This is a genomic window from Bacillus sp. RO1 (genome assembly GCF_012524115.1).
GTDB lineage: Bacteria > Bacillota > Bacilli > Bacillales > Bacillaceae_I > Sutcliffiella_A.
In genome coordinates this window covers 1-19,721 of sequence record NZ_JAAZWB010000062.1, presented here as the reverse complement: position 1 = coordinate 19,721, position 19,721 = coordinate 1, and the positions used below count along the sequence as shown (strand labels likewise).

General features: G+C 40.2%; 24 protein-coding genes. 9 read left to right on the top strand and 15 right to left on the bottom strand.

Annotation, left to right across the window (positions count from 1 at the left end):
* Positions 1–596: 596 nt before the first annotated feature.
* Both fabF and HC179_RS08320 read right to left on the bottom strand, forming a co-directional pair.
* Positions 597–1,835 carry a beta-ketoacyl-ACP synthase II gene (gene fabF / locus HC179_RS08325; RefSeq protein WP_148989565.1) on the bottom strand — a complete coding sequence of 413 codons (1,239 nt, stop codon included), beginning with the start codon at positions 1,833–1,835 and terminating at the stop codon, positions 597–599.
* A 48-nt stretch (positions 1,836–1,883) separates the two neighbouring features.
* Positions 1,884–2,816, bottom strand: a complete 933-nt coding sequence (locus HC179_RS08320; RefSeq protein WP_168864006.1) for a beta-ketoacyl-ACP synthase III — start codon at positions 2,814–2,816, stop codon at positions 1,884–1,886.
* A gap of 373 nt (positions 2,817–3,189) precedes the next feature.
* Here HC179_RS08320 and HC179_RS08315 point away from each other — a divergent pair, with 373 nt between their 5' ends.
* Positions 3,190–3,432, top strand: a complete 243-nt coding sequence (locus HC179_RS08315; protein WP_168863907.1) for a hypothetical protein — start codon at positions 3,190–3,192, stop codon at positions 3,430–3,432.
* Between the two features lie 47 nt (positions 3,433–3,479).
* Here the strand turns inward: HC179_RS08315 and HC179_RS08310 are convergent, their stop codons facing one another.
* From HC179_RS08310 to HC179_RS08290, 5 genes are all read right to left on the bottom strand, one after another.
* Positions 3,480–3,668 (bottom strand): ComZ family protein, encoded by a 189-nt coding sequence (locus HC179_RS08310; RefSeq protein ID WP_060665200.1) that lies wholly within the window; start codon positions 3,666–3,668, stop codon positions 3,480–3,482.
* Between the two features lie 15 nt (positions 3,669–3,683).
* Positions 3,684–4,637 carry a BMP family ABC transporter substrate-binding protein gene (locus HC179_RS08305; RefSeq protein ID WP_168863906.1) on the bottom strand — a complete coding sequence of 318 codons (954 nt, stop codon included), beginning with the start codon at positions 4,635–4,637 and terminating at the stop codon, positions 3,684–3,686.
* 141 nt (positions 4,638–4,778) lie between these two features.
* A complete protein-coding gene (locus HC179_RS08300; RefSeq protein WP_168863905.1) occupies positions 4,779–5,549 on the bottom strand; it encodes a Rossmann-fold NAD(P)-binding domain-containing protein in 771 nt (256 codons plus the stop codon).
* Between the two features lie 95 nt (positions 5,550–5,644).
* Complete coding sequence (locus HC179_RS08295) at positions 5,645–6,385, bottom strand: alpha/beta hydrolase (RefSeq protein WP_168863904.1); 741 nt, start codon at positions 6,383–6,385, stop codon at positions 5,645–5,647.
* Between the two features lie 335 nt (positions 6,386–6,720).
* Positions 6,721–6,858, bottom strand: coding sequence for a hypothetical protein (locus tag HC179_RS08290; RefSeq protein ID WP_168863903.1), 138 nt, complete (start codon positions 6,856–6,858; stop codon positions 6,721–6,723).
* A gap of 114 nt (positions 6,859–6,972) precedes the next feature.
* Here HC179_RS08290 and HC179_RS08285 point away from each other — a divergent pair, with 114 nt between their 5' ends.
* The gene (locus HC179_RS08285; protein ID WP_060665204.1) at positions 6,973–7,155 is read left to right on the top strand and encodes a YjzD family protein; all 183 of its coding nucleotides are present in this window, start codon (positions 6,973–6,975) and stop codon (positions 7,153–7,155) included.
* A 223-nt stretch (positions 7,156–7,378) separates the two neighbouring features.
* Here the strand turns inward: HC179_RS08285 and clpB are convergent, their stop codons facing one another.
* From clpB to HC179_RS08260, 5 genes are all read right to left on the bottom strand, one after another.
* Positions 7,379–9,973 (bottom strand): ATP-dependent chaperone ClpB, encoded by a 2,595-nt coding sequence (gene clpB, locus HC179_RS08280; protein ID WP_168863902.1) that lies wholly within the window; start codon positions 9,971–9,973, stop codon positions 7,379–7,381.
* A 235-nt stretch (positions 9,974–10,208) separates the two neighbouring features.
* Positions 10,209–10,388, bottom strand: a complete 180-nt coding sequence (locus HC179_RS08275; protein ID WP_168863901.1) for a YjzC family protein — start codon at positions 10,386–10,388, stop codon at positions 10,209–10,211.
* Positions 10,389–10,522: 134 nt separating this feature from the next.
* Positions 10,523–10,861: a DsrE family protein gene (locus HC179_RS08270; RefSeq protein ID WP_148989464.1), complete on the bottom strand. Its 339-nt coding sequence runs from the start codon at positions 10,859–10,861 to the stop codon at positions 10,523–10,525.
* 33 nt (positions 10,862–10,894) lie between these two features.
* Positions 10,895–11,209, bottom strand: a complete 315-nt coding sequence (locus HC179_RS08265; protein ID WP_346775134.1) for a metal-sulfur cluster assembly factor — start codon at positions 11,207–11,209, stop codon at positions 10,895–10,897.
* A complete protein-coding gene (locus tag HC179_RS08260) occupies positions 11,184–11,996 on the bottom strand; it encodes an alpha/beta fold hydrolase (protein ID WP_168863899.1) in 813 nt (270 codons plus the stop codon). The genes HC179_RS08265 and HC179_RS08260 overlap by 26 nt, the downstream gene beginning before the upstream one ends.
* A 141-nt stretch (positions 11,997–12,137) precedes the next feature.
* Here HC179_RS08260 and HC179_RS08255 point away from each other — a divergent pair, with 141 nt between their 5' ends.
* The 3 genes from HC179_RS08255 (at position 12,138) to HC179_RS08245 (ending at position 13,427) form a co-directional block, all read left to right on the top strand.
* Entirely contained in the window at positions 12,138–12,944 is an 807-nt protein-coding gene (locus HC179_RS08255; RefSeq protein ID WP_168863898.1) for a Cof-type HAD-IIB family hydrolase, read from the top strand.
* Between the two features lie 91 nt (positions 12,945–13,035).
* Entirely contained in the window at positions 13,036–13,188 is a 153-nt protein-coding gene (locus tag HC179_RS08250; protein ID WP_010192046.1) for a hypothetical protein, read from the top strand.
* 2 nt (positions 13,189–13,190) lie between these two features.
* Positions 13,191–13,427 carry a DUF3813 domain-containing protein gene (locus tag HC179_RS08245; RefSeq protein WP_168863897.1) on the top strand — a complete coding sequence of 79 codons (237 nt, stop codon included), beginning with the start codon at positions 13,191–13,193 and terminating at the stop codon, positions 13,425–13,427.
* Positions 13,428–13,621: 194 nt separating this feature from the next.
* Here HC179_RS08245 and HC179_RS08240 read toward each other — a convergent pair whose 3' ends face one another.
* Positions 13,622–14,467 carry a YitT family protein gene (locus tag HC179_RS08240; RefSeq protein ID WP_168863896.1) on the bottom strand — a complete coding sequence of 282 codons (846 nt, stop codon included), beginning with the start codon at positions 14,465–14,467 and terminating at the stop codon, positions 13,622–13,624.
* Between the two features lie 215 nt (positions 14,468–14,682).
* On the opposite strand from HC179_RS08240, the gene HC179_RS08235 reads away from it, so the two are divergent.
* A complete protein-coding gene (locus tag HC179_RS08235; RefSeq protein WP_168863895.1) occupies positions 14,683–15,546 on the top strand; it encodes a DegV family protein in 864 nt (287 codons plus the stop codon).
* A 64-nt stretch (positions 15,547–15,610) separates the two neighbouring features.
* Positions 15,611–15,742, top strand: a complete 132-nt coding sequence (locus HC179_RS08230) for a DUF3941 domain-containing protein (RefSeq protein WP_082380839.1) — start codon at positions 15,611–15,613, stop codon at positions 15,740–15,742.
* 659 nt (positions 15,743–16,401) lie between these two features.
* On the opposite strand, the gene HC179_RS08225 is transcribed toward HC179_RS08230, so the two are convergent.
* On the bottom strand, positions 16,402–17,253 hold the full coding sequence (locus HC179_RS08225) for a CvfB family protein (protein WP_168864005.1): 852 nt from the start codon (positions 17,251–17,253) through the stop codon (positions 16,402–16,404).
* A gap of 206 nt (positions 17,254–17,459) precedes the next feature.
* Between HC179_RS08225 and HC179_RS08220 the strand changes: the two genes are divergently transcribed.
* Positions 17,460–17,951 carry a YajQ family cyclic di-GMP-binding protein gene (locus tag HC179_RS08220; protein WP_148989455.1) on the top strand — a complete coding sequence of 164 codons (492 nt, stop codon included), beginning with the start codon at positions 17,460–17,462 and terminating at the stop codon, positions 17,949–17,951.
* Between the two features lie 62 nt (positions 17,952–18,013).
* Here the strand turns inward: HC179_RS08220 and HC179_RS08215 are convergent, their stop codons facing one another.
* The gene (locus HC179_RS08215) at positions 18,014–18,514 is read right to left on the bottom strand and encodes a GNAT family N-acetyltransferase (RefSeq protein ID WP_168863894.1); all 501 of its coding nucleotides are present in this window, start codon (positions 18,512–18,514) and stop codon (positions 18,014–18,016) included.
* Between the two features lie 81 nt (positions 18,515–18,595).
* Between HC179_RS08215 and HC179_RS08210 the strand changes: the two genes are divergently transcribed.
* A complete protein-coding gene (locus HC179_RS08210; protein ID WP_168863893.1) occupies positions 18,596–19,459 on the top strand; it encodes an SDR family oxidoreductase in 864 nt (287 codons plus the stop codon).
* Positions 19,460–19,721 lie beyond the last annotated feature (262 nt).

The window sequence follows — 19,721 nt, the reverse complement described above, 5'->3', positions numbered from 1 at the left end:
TGAAGACTTCTTTCCCCCTTTCCCCTTGTCACTCAGGTCTTCATACCGGTCATGAGGACTTCTCTCCTTCTTTTTCCTCGTCACTCAGGTCTTCATCACGACCATGAAGACTTCTTTCCCCCTTTTCCCTTGTCACTCAGGTCTTCATTCCGGTCATGAGGTCTTCTCTACTTCTTTTTCTTCGTCACTCAGGTCTTCATCACGACCATGAGGACCTCTTTCCCCCTTTTCCCTCGTCACTCAGGTCTTCATTCCGGTCATGAGGACTTCTCTCCTTCTTTTTCCTCGTCACTCAGGTCTTCATCACGGACTTGAGGACCTCTTTCCCCCTTTTCCCTTGTCACTCAGGTCTTCATCACGACCATGAGGACTTCTTTCCTCCTTTTTCCTCGTCACTGAGTTCTTCATCACGACCATGAAGACTTCTCTCCTCCTTTTTCCTCGTCACTCAGGTCTTCAAAGCGGCCATAAGAATATCTCCCGATGAAGAATTATCATGAAGACTTTTCCATCATTCGATTTTTTTATAATTTCATAAACAACAAAAAAGCAGCAGAAAGTTTAAATAACTTTCTACTGCCTTTAACTAAATTCGCTTATTCATATTTCTTAAAAACAATCGTTGCGTTGTGTCCGCCAAAACCAAGTGAGTTGCTCATTGCAGCTTTGACTTCCTTATGTCTTGCTTCGTTTGGTACATAATCTAGGTCACATTCTGGATCTGGTGTTTCTAAGTTAATAGTAGGTGGAATAATGGCGTTTTCGATAGCCTTTATAGTAAAAATAGCTTCTACCCCACCTGCTGCTCCAAGCAAGTGACCTGTCATAGACTTTGTAGAACTGATTGCTACATCTTTTGCATGTCCACCAAGTACTTCTTTAATAGCCAGTGTTTCAAACTTGTCGTTATATTCTGTGCTTGTTCCGTGAGCATTAATATAATCAATATCTCCTGGTTGCAAGCCGGCATCTTCAATTGCCATTTTCATCGCACGGACACCGCCTTCTCCGCCTGGAGCAGGTGCTGTAATATGATGGGCATCGCCAGTCGCGCCATATCCAACAATTTCGGCATAAATGCGCGCACCGCGGGCCAATGCATGTTCAAGCTCTTCTAACACGACAATACCAGCGCCTTCACCCATGACAAAGCCGTCGCGATTTGCATCAAATGGTCGACTTGCCGTCTTAGGATCTGGATTCATTGATAAAGCTTTCGCTGAACTGAAGCCTGCAAAGGACATCTCCGTCAATGGAGCTTCCGTTCCCCCGGAAATCATGACATCTGCATCACCGCGTTGGATGACTTTAAATGCATCTCCAATGGAGTTTGTACCTGTTGCACACGCAGTTACCGTACAAGAGTTTACACCTTTTGCTCCAAGTGCGATACTGATTTGACCTGTAGCCATATCAGGAATCATCATTGGTACGAAAAACGGGCTTACACGACGCGCTCCTTTTTCTAGGAAAGTTTTATATTGTTGTTCAAAAGTTTCCATTCCGCCAATTCCGGAACCTACCCAAACACCTACTCTTGGAGCTATTTCATCTGTAATATCTAGGTTAGCATCTTTTACAGCCATAAATGAAGCTGCGATCGCGTATTGAGTGAATCGGTCCATTCTTCTTGCTTCTTTTTTATCCATAAAATCTTCAGCATTGAAATTGGTGATTTCTGCGGCGACTTTTGCCGGGAATTTTTCACTGTCCACTCTAGTTAACGGGCCTACACCAGATACTCCATTAATAGCATTTTCCCACGCCTCATTTACATTTAAACCAATCGGAGTCACCGCTCCTAGACCGGTTACTACTACTCTTTTTTTAGGCATTTGCATGATTTCCTTGCTCCTTCCACCGTTATATCCAATTAATATTTATTATCTTCCCCACCTTATGGCGATTGCTCCCCATGTTAAACCTCCACCAAATCCTACCATAACCACTAAATCATCGTCATGAATATTTCCGTTTTCTATTTCCTCAACTATGGAGATTGGAATTGATGCAGCTGATGTGTTCCCGTATTTCTGAACGGTCATCGACATCTTTTCTAGAGGAAGGCCCAGCCTTTCCCTTGCCGCTTCCATAATTCGAATGTTGGCCTGATGAGGAATAAGGAAATCTACATCCTCTTTTGATAAGCCGGCTTTTTCTAATACATTCACAGCTGATTCACCCATTTGGCGAACCGCAAATTTAAATACTTCGCGGCCATTCATAACAATGGTTTCATCCTGATATAAATGTTTCGCTCCTGTGCCGTCTGCTCCAAGTTCGAAAGATAAGATTCCTCTACCTTCTGAAACAGGACCAATAATAGTAGCACCTGCTCCGTCACCAAATAGAACTGCTGTGTTGCGGTCTTCCCAGTCCACAATCTTAGACAGTTTCTCTACACCTACCACTAGAACATGCTTATATGTTCCTGCTTCAACAAATTGTTTTGCTGTGATAATCCCATACATAAATCCAGCGCATGCTGCACTCATATCGAAAGCGCATGCCTTTTTGGCACCAAGACGCTCTTGAATCATGCAAGCAACACTTGGAAATGGGTTATCAGGCGTTACTGTAGCAACAATGATCATATCGAGCTCTTCTGCCGTAATTCCTGCATCCTTCAATGCTTTTTCTGCTGCAAAATATGCCATATGTGATGTATCTACGTCGTCCGATGCAATTCTTCGTTCTTCTATGCCGGTTCTTGTTTTTATCCATTCATCTGTTGTGTCTACCATTTGCTCCAATTCTGCATTGGTTAATATTTTTTCAGGTACATATCTTCCGATTCCTAGTATCCCTGCATTCACCGATATAACACCTAACTCTCTTATTAGACTTTTAAAAATAAGGTTCTTTAAATACCGCTGTTGCTTTCCGCAAAAGACTTCGCTTTCCTTTAGGCGACCTTGAGCCTCCTCGGAAAGCCTGCGGGGTCTCAACATTGCCGCTACTCTCCCGCATGAGTCTACGTCTTTTACTCCAACCAACAGCTAGAAACTTTTTTAATATCAATTATTATGACTTGGTACTAATTTTAACGCATTCTATCGTGATTGACAATACATAAATACCTATTTTCATCATGGTTAAAGCACTTGGACCAATGCCTATCCCAATTAAATCAGACGGCATACTATAGTCTTAGAGGGGGATAAATGCTGATTAGGTGAGGTGAAAATCATGAGTGATGAACAGAAAAAGGCGGAAACCGAAATGGATGTAGATCCGTTTACGAGAATGATGTTTGGTGGTCCTCCTAGAAGACAAAACACGGAAGAAAATACAGTTGGTACTTCTGATAAAAAGGTAGGGGAAGATTATTACGCACTTATGGAGCAGGTAGACTCCATTATGGAATCCGTCAATAAACTGAAGCCGATGATAAAGGAGTTTTCTCCTATTTTAGAATACTTCAAGAAATAAAGAGCTAAAAAGGACTATCCAGCAATAACTCTGGATAGTCCTTTTTCTTACTCTATATCTAACGCATTTTGTTTTCCTAGCTCATATGCTTCATCCATCACTTTTGTCAGTAAAGACACAAGAGGTTGGATATGTTGAGGCTCTAATTCTAATCCTGTTTCGTCAAGCATCTGTTTCGCTTCTGGTAAATATTTCATGGCAATAGCCATATATTGCATCGTTCTATCTTGTTCCATTGTTGTACCTACTTTCTATTTTTCGTTTGGCAATAAGCCGGATGTTTTATAATCCTCTATTTGTTGATTAATGCTAGCCTGATATTCCTTGCTAACTAGCGGACTGAATGTCCCGAGGGAAATAACATCATCTTTAAAATCAAAGGATAGGTTTCCAGATTCTAATTCACCGGCAAAGAAACGACTTGCCACCAATTCATACAAGGCAGGGACATGCTGAATGGTACTGGTCAAAACGGTATTCTCCCCTAAGTCTGATTGATCTGATACGAAACCTACAGCATATAGCCCCTGTTCCTTAAGACTATTGATGACAGGGACGTTAAATCCATCACCCGCGGGATACACAACATCCACCTTTTGCTCGATCATGTTATCAAGCATTTCCAATGCCTTACCCGGATCATTCCAGTCTTGCGTGTACTTTATCAAAACCCTAGCATCAGGATTTTCATGTAAAACACCTTCAAAGAAGCCATCCACTTCAGGTTGCCATTCAAATGCTGCAATAATTCCAATCGTATTGGTTTCCGTCATATGACCGGCTACCATTCCACCAAAAAAGCCCATTGCATTTGCTTCAAAATTTAAGCTAGTAACATTGTCACCTTGGACTTGGGAATTGAAACATACAAAATGTATTTCTGGATAATCGGAAGAAATAGCATCGAATGTTTGTGCATATTCACTGCCATGCCCAAATACCAAGGTAACACCATCTTTATGAAACTCTTTCACCGCTTCTTTAATAGCTATATCAGTATGTATGCCCTCTTTATAATAAACATCTAGGTCATGTTCCGATTGGATCCGCAAAAGCCCTTTATAGCCTTTTGTTCCCCATACTTGATCACTTATTGTATCAGGGACCAACAAGCCAACCTTCTGATCTCCACTTTCAGGAGTAGTTTGTCCACATGCAGTTAATAAAAGAATGAATAGTATGACTACCATTAATGATTTTTTCATGTAAGTACCACCCCCTAGTGCCTTAAAGGATTGCCCCTCTGCTTCTGTTTCTTAATCTTCCTTTTATATTGTACATGCTTTGTCGATAAAGGAAAAGTTAATATTCTGTTAAAATGCTTGGAATAGAGGGGCAGCTCTCTTCTAATCTATCTTTAATTTATAATACATCTGATCTTTTTGTGCTTGAATACCTTCTTTTATTGTACGGCTCTGAGGCACTTTGTACTTTTTTACCTTTTTTGATTCCTCCGGTTCAACGGAGGTTAGGAGGGTTAAGTTTAACTCTTTTATTAATTCCTCTATTGCTTTAGGATTATCATTCTGGAAAAGAACCTCGGTCACTTTTTCATCCCGGATTAGGAGATTATAGATAGCTTCTGCGACATCTTCCACAAACAAAACATCATTCTCTTTGATTGTTATCGGTTCGGATTCTTTTTGTTCTATTTCCTCTAATAACCTTTTATGGACCGGTTCCTCTTCTTGCTGCCATGGACCATACACCATTGGCAAATATATCATGTAGCAAGATTGATTTGAGCTGGCTGATAACTTTTTCATTATTTGTTGTCTATATTCACCATTCCATGACATCTTGCGATAAGAAGAGATAAATACTAGTTTATTCGCATTTTCTGCTAAATTACCATAGAGAATTTGTTCTTTATTTTCCACTTTTTCTACTTCGTCTAAACAATAAAATACAACATCTATGCTTTCGGTAAAAGAACGTTCTAATTGAAAGCGAAAGAAAGCGTTACGCCCAATTTCCATTAGCATCTCTTCTGATTTCTCATCTAGTTTCTCTGACCATGCCAGCCCCGTCACTTCTACTTCTTTATTAATCAAATATTGGCAAATTGCGAAACCAACTTGTGTGGTGGCTCCAATGACCACTGCATTTTTCATCATTTTTTATATACCACCCATCTTTATTGATATTATTGTATCCATATGCATGAAAACAAAATTATAGTCCCAATTCCAAGAGTGCAGAATGGGACTGTTTATAATTCTTGTTCATATTTTTTAAAGAACTGGCATATGGATGGACCGTATGAATACCGTTTTTCCACCAGGTGATAGGTAACTGTGACCGGTGAGTGATTCTTAGACCGCAACTCCTCATATCTCTTGCAATGAAGGTTAGGATCAAACGTAAAATTTGTAGTAGTCTGCCAAATTTTCACTGGTAATGAACAATGTTGAAACTGACAAAGCTCCGGAAGGTCCTGATATTCTTCTAATTCCTTAACCGGCACATTATACGCTTTAGCGATTTCATTTTTCACTTTTTTATAGAAGAACTTTCGGTCCTTTTCTTGTTCAAGTTGTGCTTTTATGTCCATGCAAGGATTAATGAATGCAACAGCACGAATCTTTTCTTTTAACTCTTCCATTAATTGCATGGCTGTCAACGCACCCATACCTTCTGCTATGATATGAATTTTGTCATTCAAGATTTCCTGTTTCATGATGATATGATAAAGTTGTTTGGCCATTAGAACTGATTGACCGCTGCCCCAGTGAGCCCCATACAGGTTAGAGTAAAACAACGTATATCCACATTTCAATATTTCTTCAACAATTTTATTTCGCCCGATATGCTGTAACCACAAGCTATTATGTTCATCGACGAAATGGTTGGTATCTCCAATGATTAGACAGCCGAAACCATTCGGTTTTTCAGGCACGTGTACAGCATTCCATTGACCGCCCATTTGAAAAAAGCGTTGATTTAAGCTCATCTGACCCATCTCCCCCCATTTCACAAACTCATATATCGTATGCTATGTAGAAAAGTTCTGTAATGACAGAGTCAAAAGGCCACTTTTCCATATAATTCACCACAAAAACACTTATATAAAAGGCTCTTTTCTCAAAGATTATTGCTATTCACTTGTAAAAAGTCGGAAATTGAACTTTTTACTGCTAACATTCTCTAGAAATGGCAAGTAGTTTACTTAGTACAACAGGGAAAAGAGCACGACAGTAAGTAATATAAAGGTTGAATTAAATATTCGAAACAGCATCAAAGTTTACGAAAACAGCCTTATAATAAGAAAAAGGAAGGTGTTAAAACCTACTCCCTTCCCACTTCATCATATTGAAGCTCTTTGATCAAACTCTCCAAAGTACGTTGACCAAGCTCTGTCAGATTACTTCCCTCTTGTTCTAATAACAATTTCAATTCAAGTAGTTTTTCATGACTATTCACCATATAACAACCCCTTTTTCGACTAAGTTAAACATATTTACATTTATTATATGACGTGTTTGTGGTAAAATATCCTCTGAATGAGCTTTTGAAATAATGAATGGAGGGGGAGTCACAATGCGCGCATTTTGGACTATTTTCTGGTCACTTCTTCTTATAAACATGGTTTCTTATGTTGTTGCTAACATGCAGGGTGATACATATAACTACGTATTAGCTTCAATCATTGCAATTGTTTTCTCTGTATTAGTTATGCTAATCGGGGAAGCGTTACCAAACGAACCAGCAGAAAAGCACTAATTTTTGTAAAAAAAGAACTTGCTCCCAGAGACAAGTTCTTTTTTTGTTGGTTAAATGACCGCAGTTTATTTCCGCAAACGGCTTCGCTTTCCTAGGGGCGATCTTGAGCCTCCTCGGCTACGCCTGCGGGGTATCCACCTAGCGCTAGCTCCCTCAGGAGTCTTCGCTTTTTGCTACAATAAACTGCTAGAAAACCTCATATTACTAAACTTATCTAATAATATTATTTGTCACGGATGATGAGTTTTCCTTCTTCTGCATCAATAATTATTTCTTGAAAATCTTGGATACTCCCTTTAATTATTTCTTTTGCAATAAGGGTTTCGATGTGTTTTTGAATAAACCTTTTTAACGGTCGTGCACCAAAAACGGGATCATAGGCACTGTCGGCAATAAAACGTTTTGCCTCATCTGAGAGGTTTAATGTCAAATGTTTATCCTCCAGACGCTTTTGTAAATCCTTTATTAACTTTTCTACAATCAATCCAATTTCATTTTTGGACAATGGAGAAAAGATGACGTTATCATCTATTCGATTTAACAATTCCGGTCTAAAGTGACTTCGTAATTGCGCAATAACTTTTTCCTTCGTATCCTCTGTTAGCTCTTCCCCTGCATGTTCCAACAAAATAGGAGAGCCGATATTGGAGGTCATAATAATAACCGTATTCTTAAAATCGACGGTTTTACCTTGTGAGTCTGTAATCCTTCCGTCATCGAGCATTTGCAATAAGATATTGAAAACTTCTGGGTGAGCTTTCTCTACTTCATCCAAGAGTATGACAGAATAAGGTTTCCTTCTGACTGCTTCGGTCAATTGCCCTCCTTCTTCATAGCCAACATATCCTGGAGGAGCGCCTATCAACCTTGATACCGCATGTTTTTCCATATACTCTGACATATCAATGCGAATAATCTGTTCCTCACTATCAAAAAGCGATTGTGCAAGCGCTCTGGCAAGCTCCGTCTTCCCAACCCCTGTAGGACCAAGAAAAATGAATGAGCCGATTGGACGATTTGGATCCTTGATTCCTGCTCTTGCACGAATCACTGCCTCAGACACAAGTTGGACCGCTTCTTCCTGACCGACAACCCGTTCATGTAGGATTTCCTCCAATTTTAATAGCTTCTCTCTTTCCCCTTCCACAAGCTTCGTAACAGGAATGCCAGTCCATTTTGCCACAATGCCAGCTATCTCTTCTTCAGTTACTTCTTCTCTTAAAAGTTGGTTTGAATCTTTCTTCTGTCTGGCTTTCTCTTCAAGCTGCATAAGTTCTTTTTCTAAGCTAGGTATCTTACCGTGTCTAAGTTCTGCAGCCTTGTTCAAATCATAATTATTTTCAGCCGTTTCCAGATCACGTTTTAACTTTTCCAATTCTTCCCGCTTTACTCTTACTAATTGGATATCATCCTTTTCCAGTTGCCATTGCGCTTTCATAGCAGAAGCCCTCTCTTTTAAGTTGGCTAGTTCCTGCTGAAGTTGGGTGAGCCTCTCTATGCTTGCCTGATCCTTTTCTTTCTTTAGTGCCGCCTCTTCAATTTCAAGTTGCATGACCCTTCTCGTCACTTCATCAAGTTCAGACGGCATCGAATCTATTTCTGTTCGGATCATGGCACATGCTTCATCCACGAGGTCAATTGCCTTGTCTGGTAAAAAACGTTCAGATATATATCGATTGGATAGAACTGCCGCAGAAACAATAGCCCGGTCGTGAATGTTTACACCATGATGTATTTCAAAACGTTCCTTAAGTCCACGTAAAATGGAAATAGTATCCTCAACTGTTGGCTCTTGGACAAGCACCTGTTGAAAGCGACGTTCTAAAGCGGGGTCTTTTTCAATATATTGTCTATGTTCATTTAACGTGGTTGCACCAATACAGTGCAATTCACCGCGTGCGAGCATCGGTTTGAGCATATTTCCCGCATCCATGGAGCCCTCTGTCTTGCCTGCACCGACTATCGTATGCAGTTCATCAATGAAAAGTAGAATCTGTCCGTCACTCTTTTTAATTTCCTGAAGAACAGCTTTCAGTCTCTCTTCAAATTCGCCCCTGTATTTAGCACCTGCTACGAGCGAGCCAAGGTCCAAGGAGAATATGGTTTTATCCTTCAGGCCATCTGGAACGTCCTTTCTTACAATACGCTGTGCCAGACCTTCGACTATTGCGGTTTTTCCTACCCCAGGTTCTCCGATGAGGACCGGATTATTTTTTGTTTTTCTTGAGAGGATTCTGATAACCCTCCGAATTTCCTGATCACGGCCAATTACAGGGTCTAGCTTTCCGCTTTTTACCTCTTCTATTAAATCTCTTCCGTATTTTCTCAACGCTTCGTATGTAGATTCTGGCTCTTTTGATGTCACTCGTTGGTTCCCCCTTATTTCTTGGATGGCTTGTTTTAAGCGTGCTTCGTCGAGATTGTGGGTATTGCTTAACTTTTTCAATTGATGGGTTGAACTGTTCTGATGAAATAGAGCAAGAAGAATATGTTCAATGGAGAGATAATCATCTTCCCATTCTGTTTTCCATTCATTTCCTTTTTTGAATGTTTGTTTCAGTTGATTGCTTATGTAGGCGTCGCTGGTTGCACCGCTTACTTCAGGTTTTGATTTAAGCAAGTTATTAAGATCTGTTTGGAACGATTGAGTGTCTACTTTCAGCTTTTGCAGGACTCTTTCTGTAAGCCCCTCATATTGTTGAAGCAATGCAAGAAGAAGGTGCTCATGTTCAATCTGCTGATGATTCATCTTTTCTGCAAGACTCTTGGCCATCACAATGGCCTCCTGGAGCTTGGTGGTCATTTGATTAAGGTCCATTTTTGAGATCAATCCTTTTTATTAACGTTTTTTTTTGAAAAAGTTACAATAAAGACGAAAATAGTTATAATAGTCTCTTTAAAAGTCACAATCCCAATAAAAATAGTTACAATAACCTCTTTAAAAGTTACAATCCAGCTTTAATTACGTATTTTCCTCGTAAAAGTTTCCAGTTGAGTGAAAAGAATATATCCAAAAAAGCCACCCTCTCAATAATAAGAGGATGACTTAATAGTTACGGACGGCGCTTTTTCGCCCAAAGGCGATTATGATTGGAAGTTTCGGGAAAAGTGTCCCCGGCTTTTAAGTTTATCTTTTGAGGATTTTTAACTCCGCTTCCAGTCTCCCCAATTTCAAGATAAATCCCGTTATTCGGCGCTTTTTGACCCGGTCTGAATTGTTGATTCTGTCCCATACGATTACCTCCTATAGTCAGATCATGAAAATTCTAAGACTGTCCCTAAAAATGAGATGATACTATCTCCCTTTTATCGTACCCAAGTTGTCCTGTTTCATGACTCAAACCATCGAAGGGTATGGCATCCATTTTTAAGCAATTGTTAAAACTTCATGCTTGGAAGCAAGGTCGATAAAATGGGACATTCCACTAATCTCTCCGCTGATGAGCTTCTGTTCCACCTCATAATGGTCGACACAAGTTTTACAAGCATAGACCGGAACTCCAGCTTCATGTATTTCTTTTAAGTGAACAGAAACCAATGAATCCTCCGTTAACGTATAAACCCCTGTATTCATCAAGAAGATTGCCTCTGGCTTATCTTCACGTTGCTTTAGAATCGTAAAAAATGTTTCTAAAACACCTTCTCCTAAAGCTTCATCGCCTTTTCCCAACTGATTAGAACTGACAAGTATCACTTTGTTTTTCATACTCTGTTCTCCCCTTCCATTGTAATTTATGTTCTAGTCTGTAACGTTCAAAGCTATCTTGGCCAGACGGGACATTCGATCTTTGCTCCATGGCGGATTGAATGTAATATTTACATCTACATCATTAATCTCCTCGACTGGTGACAGCTTCTTTTTCACATCCTCCACGATCTCCCCTGCAAGCGGGCAGCCGATCGATGTCAATGTCATCGTTATATCCACATTATTGGATGCATCTATGTCCACATCATAAACCAGCCCAAGGTTAACAATGTCAACACCCAGTTCTGGGTCTTCCACTTCCTCCAATATTTCCATCACTTTATCTTTTAATGCTTCCTGCATGATATCGCTCCTTTACATTTTGAGTTAGATGCTCAGCAAACCAATCCACTGTTGCCAACACACCTTCTCTGCTCACTTTATGATCTGCATATTCATCCACAATGACCTTCATATTGTTTGGCTTATTTTTATAATAACCTTTATTATTTTTTACAAACGTTAATAACGGGTCAATCGGCACCTCTGCGTCTCGTTTTCCATGCCAACATAACAAAGGCCGCTCGTTAAGGGATGATGGATCGGTTGAGAGGTCATATGGTTTTAATTTTGCATAATAGGATTCCAATTGCTCTTCTGTAAATGGTAAAGCAAAACCTGCTTCAAGGAATTTGTCCACTTTGTAGCGTGCAAAATCTTGATAACTAGGGCAGCCCATTAAACTGACTGCTGCTTTAATCCAAGGATATTTTTTTAATGCACCGAATGTTACGATTCCACCCATCGATGTGCCGGCAACTCCAATTTCAGCTTCATCAGATAATCCTGATTCTGTGAGGTGTTTTTTAAGAATATCTATTTCATGAACTGTCTGGATGACAATTTCCCAGAATGACTGCATCATTTCTTGACTCTTTAAACCGCTGTCTCTGTCTCCATGATGGATGCAATCAGGAAGTATTACCCGAAATCCTTTTTCTGCTAAAAGGTAGGCATAATGCAAGTTATTTTCCTTTACACTTTGAAACCCATGTACAAAGATAACAGTAGGCTTCGAATTTGAAAAGGAATCTGCTTCACACACATGAAGAAACGAAACAGCACCTGTCTTCTGCTTGACGACATTGATCATCTTACATCCCCCAGTCTTTTTTACCGCATTTTTCCTATTATATATACTCTTGTCTAGTTTAACATGTAGACAATCAAATTTGAAAAAGGTTACACTTGAATCAGAAATATTTTTTTATGTACAAAAAAGGAGTTTGATACGGTGGAAAAACATCTTATAGCAGTTGACCTAGACGGAACATTATTGACAGATGACAAAAAAATTTCCAAACGAAATAAAATCGCCCTTCAAAAAGCTATGGAGCAAGGACACGAAGTAGTAATCGCAACGGGACGTCCATACAGAGCAAGCATCATGTATTATGAGGAAATGAATCTTACCACTCCTATAGTAAACTTTAACGGAGCTTTTGTGCACTACCCTGGGAACGACGAATGGGGAGTTTATCATGAGCCACTTTCCATTGATACAGTAAAAGAAATAGTCGAAGTAAGCGAGAAGTATAACATACATAATATTTTGGCAGAAGTAATGGATGATGTTTATTTTCACTTTCATGATGAAAAGCTCTTAGATATTTTCGGGTTTGGCAATCCAAAAATAGAAACGGGTGACCTGAGAAAAGTACTGAAAAAGGATCCTACTTGTATTCTCATTCATGCAAGTGAAGATGAAGTGCCTAAAATTAGAAAATATTTATCGGAAGTTCATGCAGAGGTCATTGATCACAGACGATGGGCTGCACCATGGCACGTTATAGAGCTTGTTCGTACTGGGATGAACAAAGCAGTGGGATTACAAAGAGTTGCTGCTCATTACAATATACCTAAAGAAAATATTATTGCATTTGGCGACGAAGATAACGATTATGAAATGATTGAATATGCAGGTACTGGCGTCGCAATGGGCAATGCAATTGAGGGACTGAAAGCAAAAGCTAACGAAGTCACATTAAGCAATGAAGAAGATGGGATTGCTGTCTTCTTAGAGAAAAAACTACAACTTTAAGACCAATATTTGCCCTCATAGAAAACACCACTTTTACCTAGACTAGATAGTGGACAAGTAATTGTCCTATTTGAAAAGGGGGGCTTTCATAATGGGTAGAAGCAGCAAATCAAAACGTTTTGTTCAGCAGGGTAAAAATTCTGTACAGCTTCATGACCAGCAAATCCCTTATCACCTTACGATGGAACAAGCAGAAGAGCGTAAAGCACATCAAGCCGAACGCAATTCTCTTGGAGGGATATAATCATGGGAAACCAATTGTTCCAATCCGCTCGTGAAGCCGTGATGAATGTAGTAAAGGGAAAGCATGATTCTGCATCTGAGCAAAACCATAAACATGATTATTCATCTGAAATCGATTCGAATTCGATGAGTGTTGCCAAAAACGCATTATCCTCCGCTTATGCAAATTCAAATGAAGCCGAAAAAGCACAGCTTCGCGAATTGCAGGAAGAACTTTTCAACAGCCAACAAAACAAGTAACACAAAACAGCGCACAAGCCATATTAGAGCTTGTGCGCTGTATTTTGATTTGTAGCTGGTGATTGGAGCAAAAGGCGAAGACTCCTGAGGGAGATAGGGGTAGCTTGAGACCCCACAGCGCAGCGAGGAGGCTCAAGCACCGCCCCTAGGAAAGCGAAGCCTTTTGAGGAAATTACCAGCAGTATTTACGAAGCTTAATCTTTTCTGAAGAACCCGAAGATCCCAGCGGTCTGTACGATATTGGTAAACGCATTCGGGTCCGCTTCTTTTAGGATTTGCTCCAAATCATACATCTCATAACGAGTTATTACAATCATCAGCATTTCCTTATCCTCTCCAGTAAATGCCCCACGTGCAGGAATAGACGTAATTCCGCGCACCATTTTCGCATGTATGGCTTCTTTTACAGCCTGACCCTTTTTCGTTACAATCATGGCAGTCAATTTCTCATGTCTTGTATGTATTGCGTCAATCACACGAGTAGAAGCATATAGTGTCACTAGAGTGTATAAGGCTTTTTCCCACCCAAATACAAGACCGGCCGTAACAATAATCACTGCATTCAGTGCAAAAAAATAAGTTCCGACAGGCTTGTCCTTCATTCGGGATAAAATCATAGCGATGATATCAAGACCACCTGTGGAAGCCCCCCACTTAAGTGTCAAACCGACACCTACCGCAGCGATGACACCGCCAAAAACAGCATTAAGCAAAATGTCGTCATTAAAACTGTAAATCGGTACAACCTCTAGAAAAAATGACATGAGAAAAACACTAAGAAAACTATAAATAGTAAAAGAGCGTCCTACCTTCTTCCACGCTAAAATCGTAACCGGTATATTGAGGAGCAATAACGTAATACCCGTAGAAATCGTGAAAGGAAGAAAATCTTCTGAGATACGGAATATCAGCTGTGATACACCCGTAAATCCGCTTGCATAAACATCCGCGGGAATGAGGAAGAAGTTCATTGCAATTGCATTAAGAAAAGCTCCTATAAGTACAATTAGCACCTTTTTTACATGTTGCTGGACAATCATATGGTCCAAAACCTCCTAACAGCGTACTGCCTTATTTTATGTATTTTTCCTCTTTTTACCCTTCCAAAACGAAAATCTCCATTTTCTTTTCTTGAAGAGTCATTCATTAATGGGTAAACTTGAAAAAAGGAGTATTATTCCTCTTATGGAAGTGACAGATATTTTTCTCATACAGCTTAACCCATGCTTGTAAGTATAGTAAAGAAGGTGACCTTATGACAATAAGAATTATTGCAGATAGTGCCAGCGACTTACCAAAAGATTTTTTTTCAAATGAATTTATAGACCTTATTCCGTTAAAAGTACTGTTTGGAGAGACTGAATATGAGGACATGGTCACTATTGATTCTTCACAAGTGTATGATGCCATGCGCGATGGAGAAGTGGTAAAAACCTCACAAGCATCCCCAGTCTTTATGAAAGATTTATTTACTGAGGTAGCAAAGAACGGTGAAACAGCTATTTATGTAGCATTCTCTTCTGAATTATCAGGTACATATCAAACAGCAGTACTGATGCAAAAAGAAGTATTGGAAGAGTATCCTGAACTTGATTTGACTATTATCGATTCAAAGTGTGCTTCTTTAGGATACGGACTTGCTGTAAAGAGAGCTGCTGAAATGGCTAGTGCCAGGGCTTCCAAAGAAGAACTATTGTCAGCGATAAATGATGATATTCACCATATGGAACATGTTTTCACCGTGGACAATTTGGATTATTTGGCACGCGGCGGCCGCGTAAGTAAAGCTTCAGCATTTGTTGGAGGTCTGTTGAATATCAAGCCTTTACTTCACATGGAAGACGGTAAGTTGATACCCTTGGAAAAGATTCGGGGCCGTAAGAAAGTTTTGCGTCGAATGGTGGAAGTAATGCGGGAACGGAACGGTTTCGACACGTCTGGCCAACGAATCGGAATCAGCCACGGAGATGATCTTGCTACTGCCGAAGCTTTAAAAGAGATGATTAAAGAATCTTGTGATTGTGATGACTTCACGATTACTTCTATCGGCTCAGCAGTAGGCGCCCATGCCGGTCCAGGAACCATCGCCTTATTCTTCCTTAATGGGAAAAAAGCGTAACACATATCTTTATGCAGGCAGGACAACCTATTCCTATCTTTTTGAGAAAGGGGTAGGTTTTCTAATGCCACATACAAGCGATAACGATAAAAAAGCCAAAGACAATAACGCCAAGCTCCACGAAAAGAATATGCAACGTGAGAAGAATGCACAAAAAGGTGAGCGTCAGTATTCTAAGAAGACGGATCATTTGTAGGAAGTATTGAAGAGTCGCTTCTTTTATTGGGGCGGCTTTTTTGTTCTATTAGGCTTTTTACTTGGTACATTGGAATGTTGGAATGTTAGGGCTTATAGAGGCGTTCTATACGACATTTCGTTTGGGATTGTCGCCGTTTTGGACATTAACTCGCTTTCTCTGTAACCGTTTTCCAACTTTAACCCTGGCGACGCCCCTTCTGTTACCGTTTTCCAACTTCAACCCTCGCTTCGGGCTTTGAGACGCCTTCTCTGTTACCGTTTTCCAACTTCAACTCCCGCTTCGGGCTTTGAGAAGTCCTCTCTGTTACCGTTTTCCAACTTCAACTCCCGCTTCGGGCTTTGAGACGCCCTCTCTGTTACCGTTTTCCAACTTCAACCCTCGCTTCGGGCTTTGAGACGCTTTCTCTGTTACCGTTTTCCAACTTCAACTCCCGCTTCGGACTTTGAGACGCCTTCTCTGTTACCGTTTTCCAACTTTAACCCTTGCTTCGGACTTTGAGAAGCCCTTTCTGTTACCGTTTTCCAACTTCAATCCTCTCTTCGGGGTTTGAGACGCCAACGATTCCCTACTCTATAGGCTACTACACCCCAAATGAAAACAAAAACAGCCCACTAGTCCCCTAATGAGCTGCACTTCCTGCGAAGCCGAACAAACTTTTATTCTTCTTCCTTCTTATACGTCCAACCTTCAGACTGACGGATCAAGCCTTGTTTCATGAGCTTACCCATTGCACGCTTAAACGCAGCTTTGCTGATATTGAACTGTTCCTTAATATCATCAGGAGCACTTTTATCACTATACGGCATCGCTCCGCCCCTTAGTTCCAAATAGTCCATAATAACCTGAGCATCTTCATCCATTGCTTCTTGTTTACGAGGTAAAAGAGAAACGTTAATAGTTCCATCGTCCTTTACATCAATAACTCTTCCTTCTACCACTTGTCCTAATCTTGGCTCTTCCTTGCGTTCTGAATTATGGATGAATCCAATATAACCTTCGTTGGAAATGATATAGCTTCCCACTTTTAAAAGTCGATAGATGGTCCCTTGAATATTTTGATTAAGGATATTAGATGGGGCTTTAATAGATCTATCTAACATCACGTCTTGTGTGGCAAGTTTTCCGATCAGTTTTCCACGGCGGTCCGTTTTTACACGACAAAGCAAATGGGCACCAACTTGCGGCCATATTTCTTCATATACAGGTAAGTCATCCGCTGGAATAAGGGCATCTTTTGCAATTCCGATGTTAATGAAGGCGCCAAGACCTGGGAGCACCTCCACTACTTCCATCCATTCATGCCCATTAAGGCCTTTTGGAATGGTCATGGTAGCTGTAATTCGGCTTTTCTGGTCTGAGTATAGGAAAACCTCTACCGTCTCGTCTTCCCCTAATTCTCTAGTTGCTTCATTTTTATGAAGAAGGATTGTCTCTTCTCCATCTGTAAGCATGTAACCAAGCGGCGTTTCCCGGTCAACCGTTAATTCTAATACCGTTCCTGTTTGCATCATTTCTTAATACCTTCCTTTTTGCCCATTATTATCATCAACATTCGCCTACAAACGAAAGTTGGATTCTGTTATGTAAAAGTGTACATGACTTTGATTAAGTTGTCCAAATCGCTTTATTCTACTATAATTAGGAACAGAAAGCGATATTTTTCTTACAATTACCTTTTGGTAAAATTTTTAAAACCTATGATGGAGGGATTTCCATGGCAAAAGAGAGCTCTTTTGATATTGTTTCAAAAGTAGATTTAGCTGAAGTGACAAACGCCATAAATATTGCGTTAAAAGAAATTCAAAATCGATTTGACTTTAAAGGCTCTGTCAGTGACATCAAGCTAGAAAAAGAAGAAATCGTTCTTCTTTCAGACAGTGAATTTAAACTGGATCAACTAAAAGATGTAATGGTCAGCAAAATGATCAAGCGAAATGTCCCAACGAAAAATATTCAATATGGTAAGATTGAAGATGCATCGAAGGGTGCAGTTCGTCAGCGTGGTAAGCTTGTTCAAGGCATTGATAAGGACAATACGAAAAAAATTAACACTATCATCAAGAACTCAGGTTTGAAAGTGAAAACTCAAATCCAGGATGACCAAGTACGCGTTACTGGAAAGAATCGTGATGATCTCCAACAGGTGATTGCTGCTCTTCGTGAAGCTGACTTGGATATTGACCTGCAATTTGTAAACTACCGTTAAGCTACGACCATACATATATTCCCCCCGTTCAGGTCAAAAATGACGGGGGGAATTTTATTTCCTTAAATAAATTGTCCCATAATCAGTTCGTCCGAATACGTTCCGTCCTCAAATTTCACATGTCTCTCTTTTCTTCCTTCCACTTTAAAGCCAAGCTTTTCGTAAACATGTATCGCACGCTCGTTGTGGGCAAATACTTCTAGGCACACTTTCTCTATATCCTTATCTTCTTTTGCCCAATCAAGCAGTCTATTTATCATCTTGCTTCCTAATCCATTGTCGCAGTATTCTTCTTGAATACTGATGCCAAACATACAGATATGCTTTACTCTTTTTCTAGATCCTTTCGTAGCATTTAGCATGCCTACGATTGTGGAATTTTGTTCTGCCACCAGGGTAAAGTGTCCTTTTTGCCTATTATCTTTTAACCACTGTACTTCCTCCTCTAGGGTGACTTTGAATTCCTCTGGTGCTGTTAAAAGATTACGCCCTTCTCTATACACTTTTTTAGCGTGCTTTAAGAGTCCCTGTGCATCTTCTATTCTTGCTTCTCTAATAATCACCTTTTCTCTCCCCTTTTTATCTCATTGGATAAATTATAGGCGCTTTTCTCATAATAGGAAAGATTATTGGAGGTGCTAATTATGACAAATCAGCAGAAACAAACGCTTCCCCCACAGCATCAAAACAAACAACCAGGCATAGAGTCGGAGATGACACCGAAGCCTAAGTCAGAGGACTCCACATATAAAGGCAGTGGTAAGTTAAAGGATAAGGTGGCAATCATCACCGGTGGGGACAGCGGGATCGGCAGAGCTATCGCTATTTATTATGCAAAAGAAGGGGCCGACGTTGTAGTCGTCTATTTAAATGAGCATGAGGATGCCAAAGAAACGCAAAGGCAAGTGGAGGCAGAAGGTCGGAAGTGTCACCTCATTGCAGGAGATATTGGTGAAGAGACATTTTGCAAGCAAATCGTGGATGAGACTATTTCCAACTATAATAAAATTGACATACTTGTCAACAATGCAGGAGAACAGCATCCACAGGAAAGTATTGAAGATATTACAGCTGAACAACTCGAGAAAACATTCCGGACAAACATTTTCTCCTTTTTCTATTTGACTAAGGCTGCGTTACCTTTTTTGGCAAGCGGAAGTTGCATTATCAATACAGCATCTGTCACAGCTTACGCGGGGAATGAACTGCTGGTCGATTATTCGTCTACCAAAGGTGCCATTGTGGCATTTACTCGCTCTTTGGCTCTGCAATTGGTTGGAAAAGGGATACGAGTAAATGGAGTAGCTCCAGGACCGATTTGGACACCACTGATTCCATCCACGTTTTCTAGCGGAAAAGTTGCGAGCTTTGGAGCCAATACACCAATGAAACGTCCCGGACAGCCAGAAGAGGTCGCCCCAAGCTATGTGTTTTTGGCAAGTGATGATGCTTCGTATATGACTGGACAGATGCTGCATGTGAATGGCGGGAAGATTGTGAACGGGTAATGGGAAAAGTTAGATGGTATTTGGCGCTCTTTGAATCATAAAAGAGCGCTTTTTGAGGTGTTTTTCTCAAGGAAGTGGATGCATAGTGAATAAATGTCCGAAGTTTTTCAAAAGTTGGCCGAAGATTTTGCATTTTTGACCGAAGATGGAGTTCTGTCAATAAAATAGACATTAATCTGTACTGGATTGGCGTATTTTTTCTTCCGCGCTACGTGTTCCACTTCGCTTGCACGCCTCTACTTAAAGGATCAATTAAAAATCA

Excerpts from the sequence above, each read along its gene's own strand:
- fabF (WP_148989565.1), bottom strand. The coding sequence starts at position 1,835 with ATGCCTAAAAAAAGAGTAGTAGTAACCGGTCTAGGAGCGGTGACTCCG.
- HC179_RS08315 (WP_168863907.1), top strand. The coding sequence starts at position 3,190 with ATGAGTGATGAACAGAAAAAGGCGGAAACCGAAATGGATGTAGATCCG.
- HC179_RS08310 (WP_060665200.1), bottom strand. The coding sequence starts at position 3,668 with ATGGAACAAGATAGAACGATGCAATATATGGCTATTGCCATGAAATAT.
- HC179_RS08305 (WP_168863906.1), bottom strand. The coding sequence starts at position 4,637 with ATGAAAAAATCATTAATGGTAGTCATACTATTCATTCTTTTATTAACT.
- HC179_RS08300 (WP_168863905.1), bottom strand. The coding sequence starts at position 5,549 with ATGATGAAAAATGCAGTGGTCATTGGAGCCACCACACAAGTTGGTTTC.
- HC179_RS08295 (WP_168863904.1), bottom strand. The coding sequence starts at position 6,385 with ATGAGCTTAAATCAACGCTTTTTTCAAATGGGCGGTCAATGGAATGCT.
- HC179_RS08290 (WP_168863903.1), bottom strand. The coding sequence starts at position 6,858 with ATGGTGAATAGTCATGAAAAACTACTTGAATTGAAATTGTTATTAGAA.
- HC179_RS08285 (WP_060665204.1), top strand. The coding sequence starts at position 6,973 with ATGCGCGCATTTTGGACTATTTTCTGGTCACTTCTTCTTATAAACATG.
- clpB (WP_168863902.1), bottom strand. The coding sequence starts at position 9,973 with ATGGACCTTAATCAAATGACCACCAAGCTCCAGGAGGCCATTGTGATG.
- HC179_RS08275 (WP_168863901.1), bottom strand. The coding sequence starts at position 10,388 with ATGGGACAGAATCAACAATTCAGACCGGGTCAAAAAGCGCCGAATAAC.
- HC179_RS08270 (WP_148989464.1), bottom strand. The coding sequence starts at position 10,861 with ATGAAAAACAAAGTGATACTTGTCAGTTCTAATCAGTTGGGAAAAGGC.
- HC179_RS08260 (WP_168863899.1), bottom strand. The coding sequence starts at position 11,996 with ATGATCAATGTCGTCAAGCAGAAGACAGGTGCTGTTTCGTTTCTTCAT.
- HC179_RS08250 (WP_010192046.1), top strand. The coding sequence starts at position 13,036 with ATGGGTAGAAGCAGCAAATCAAAACGTTTTGTTCAGCAGGGTAAAAAT.
- HC179_RS08245 (WP_168863897.1), top strand. The coding sequence starts at position 13,191 with ATGGGAAACCAATTGTTCCAATCCGCTCGTGAAGCCGTGATGAATGTA.
- HC179_RS08240 (WP_168863896.1), bottom strand. The coding sequence starts at position 14,467 with ATGATTGTCCAGCAACATGTAAAAAAGGTGCTAATTGTACTTATAGGA.
- HC179_RS08235 (WP_168863895.1), top strand. The coding sequence starts at position 14,683 with ATGACAATAAGAATTATTGCAGATAGTGCCAGCGACTTACCAAAAGAT.
- HC179_RS08230 (WP_082380839.1), top strand. The coding sequence starts at position 15,611 with ATGCCACATACAAGCGATAACGATAAAAAAGCCAAAGACAATAACGCC.
- HC179_RS08225 (WP_168864005.1), bottom strand. The coding sequence starts at position 17,253 with ATGCAAACAGGAACGGTATTAGAATTAACGGTTGACCGGGAAACGCCG.
- HC179_RS08220 (WP_148989455.1), top strand. The coding sequence starts at position 17,460 with ATGGCAAAAGAGAGCTCTTTTGATATTGTTTCAAAAGTAGATTTAGCT.
- HC179_RS08210 (WP_168863893.1), top strand. The coding sequence starts at position 18,596 with ATGACAAATCAGCAGAAACAAACGCTTCCCCCACAGCATCAAAACAAA.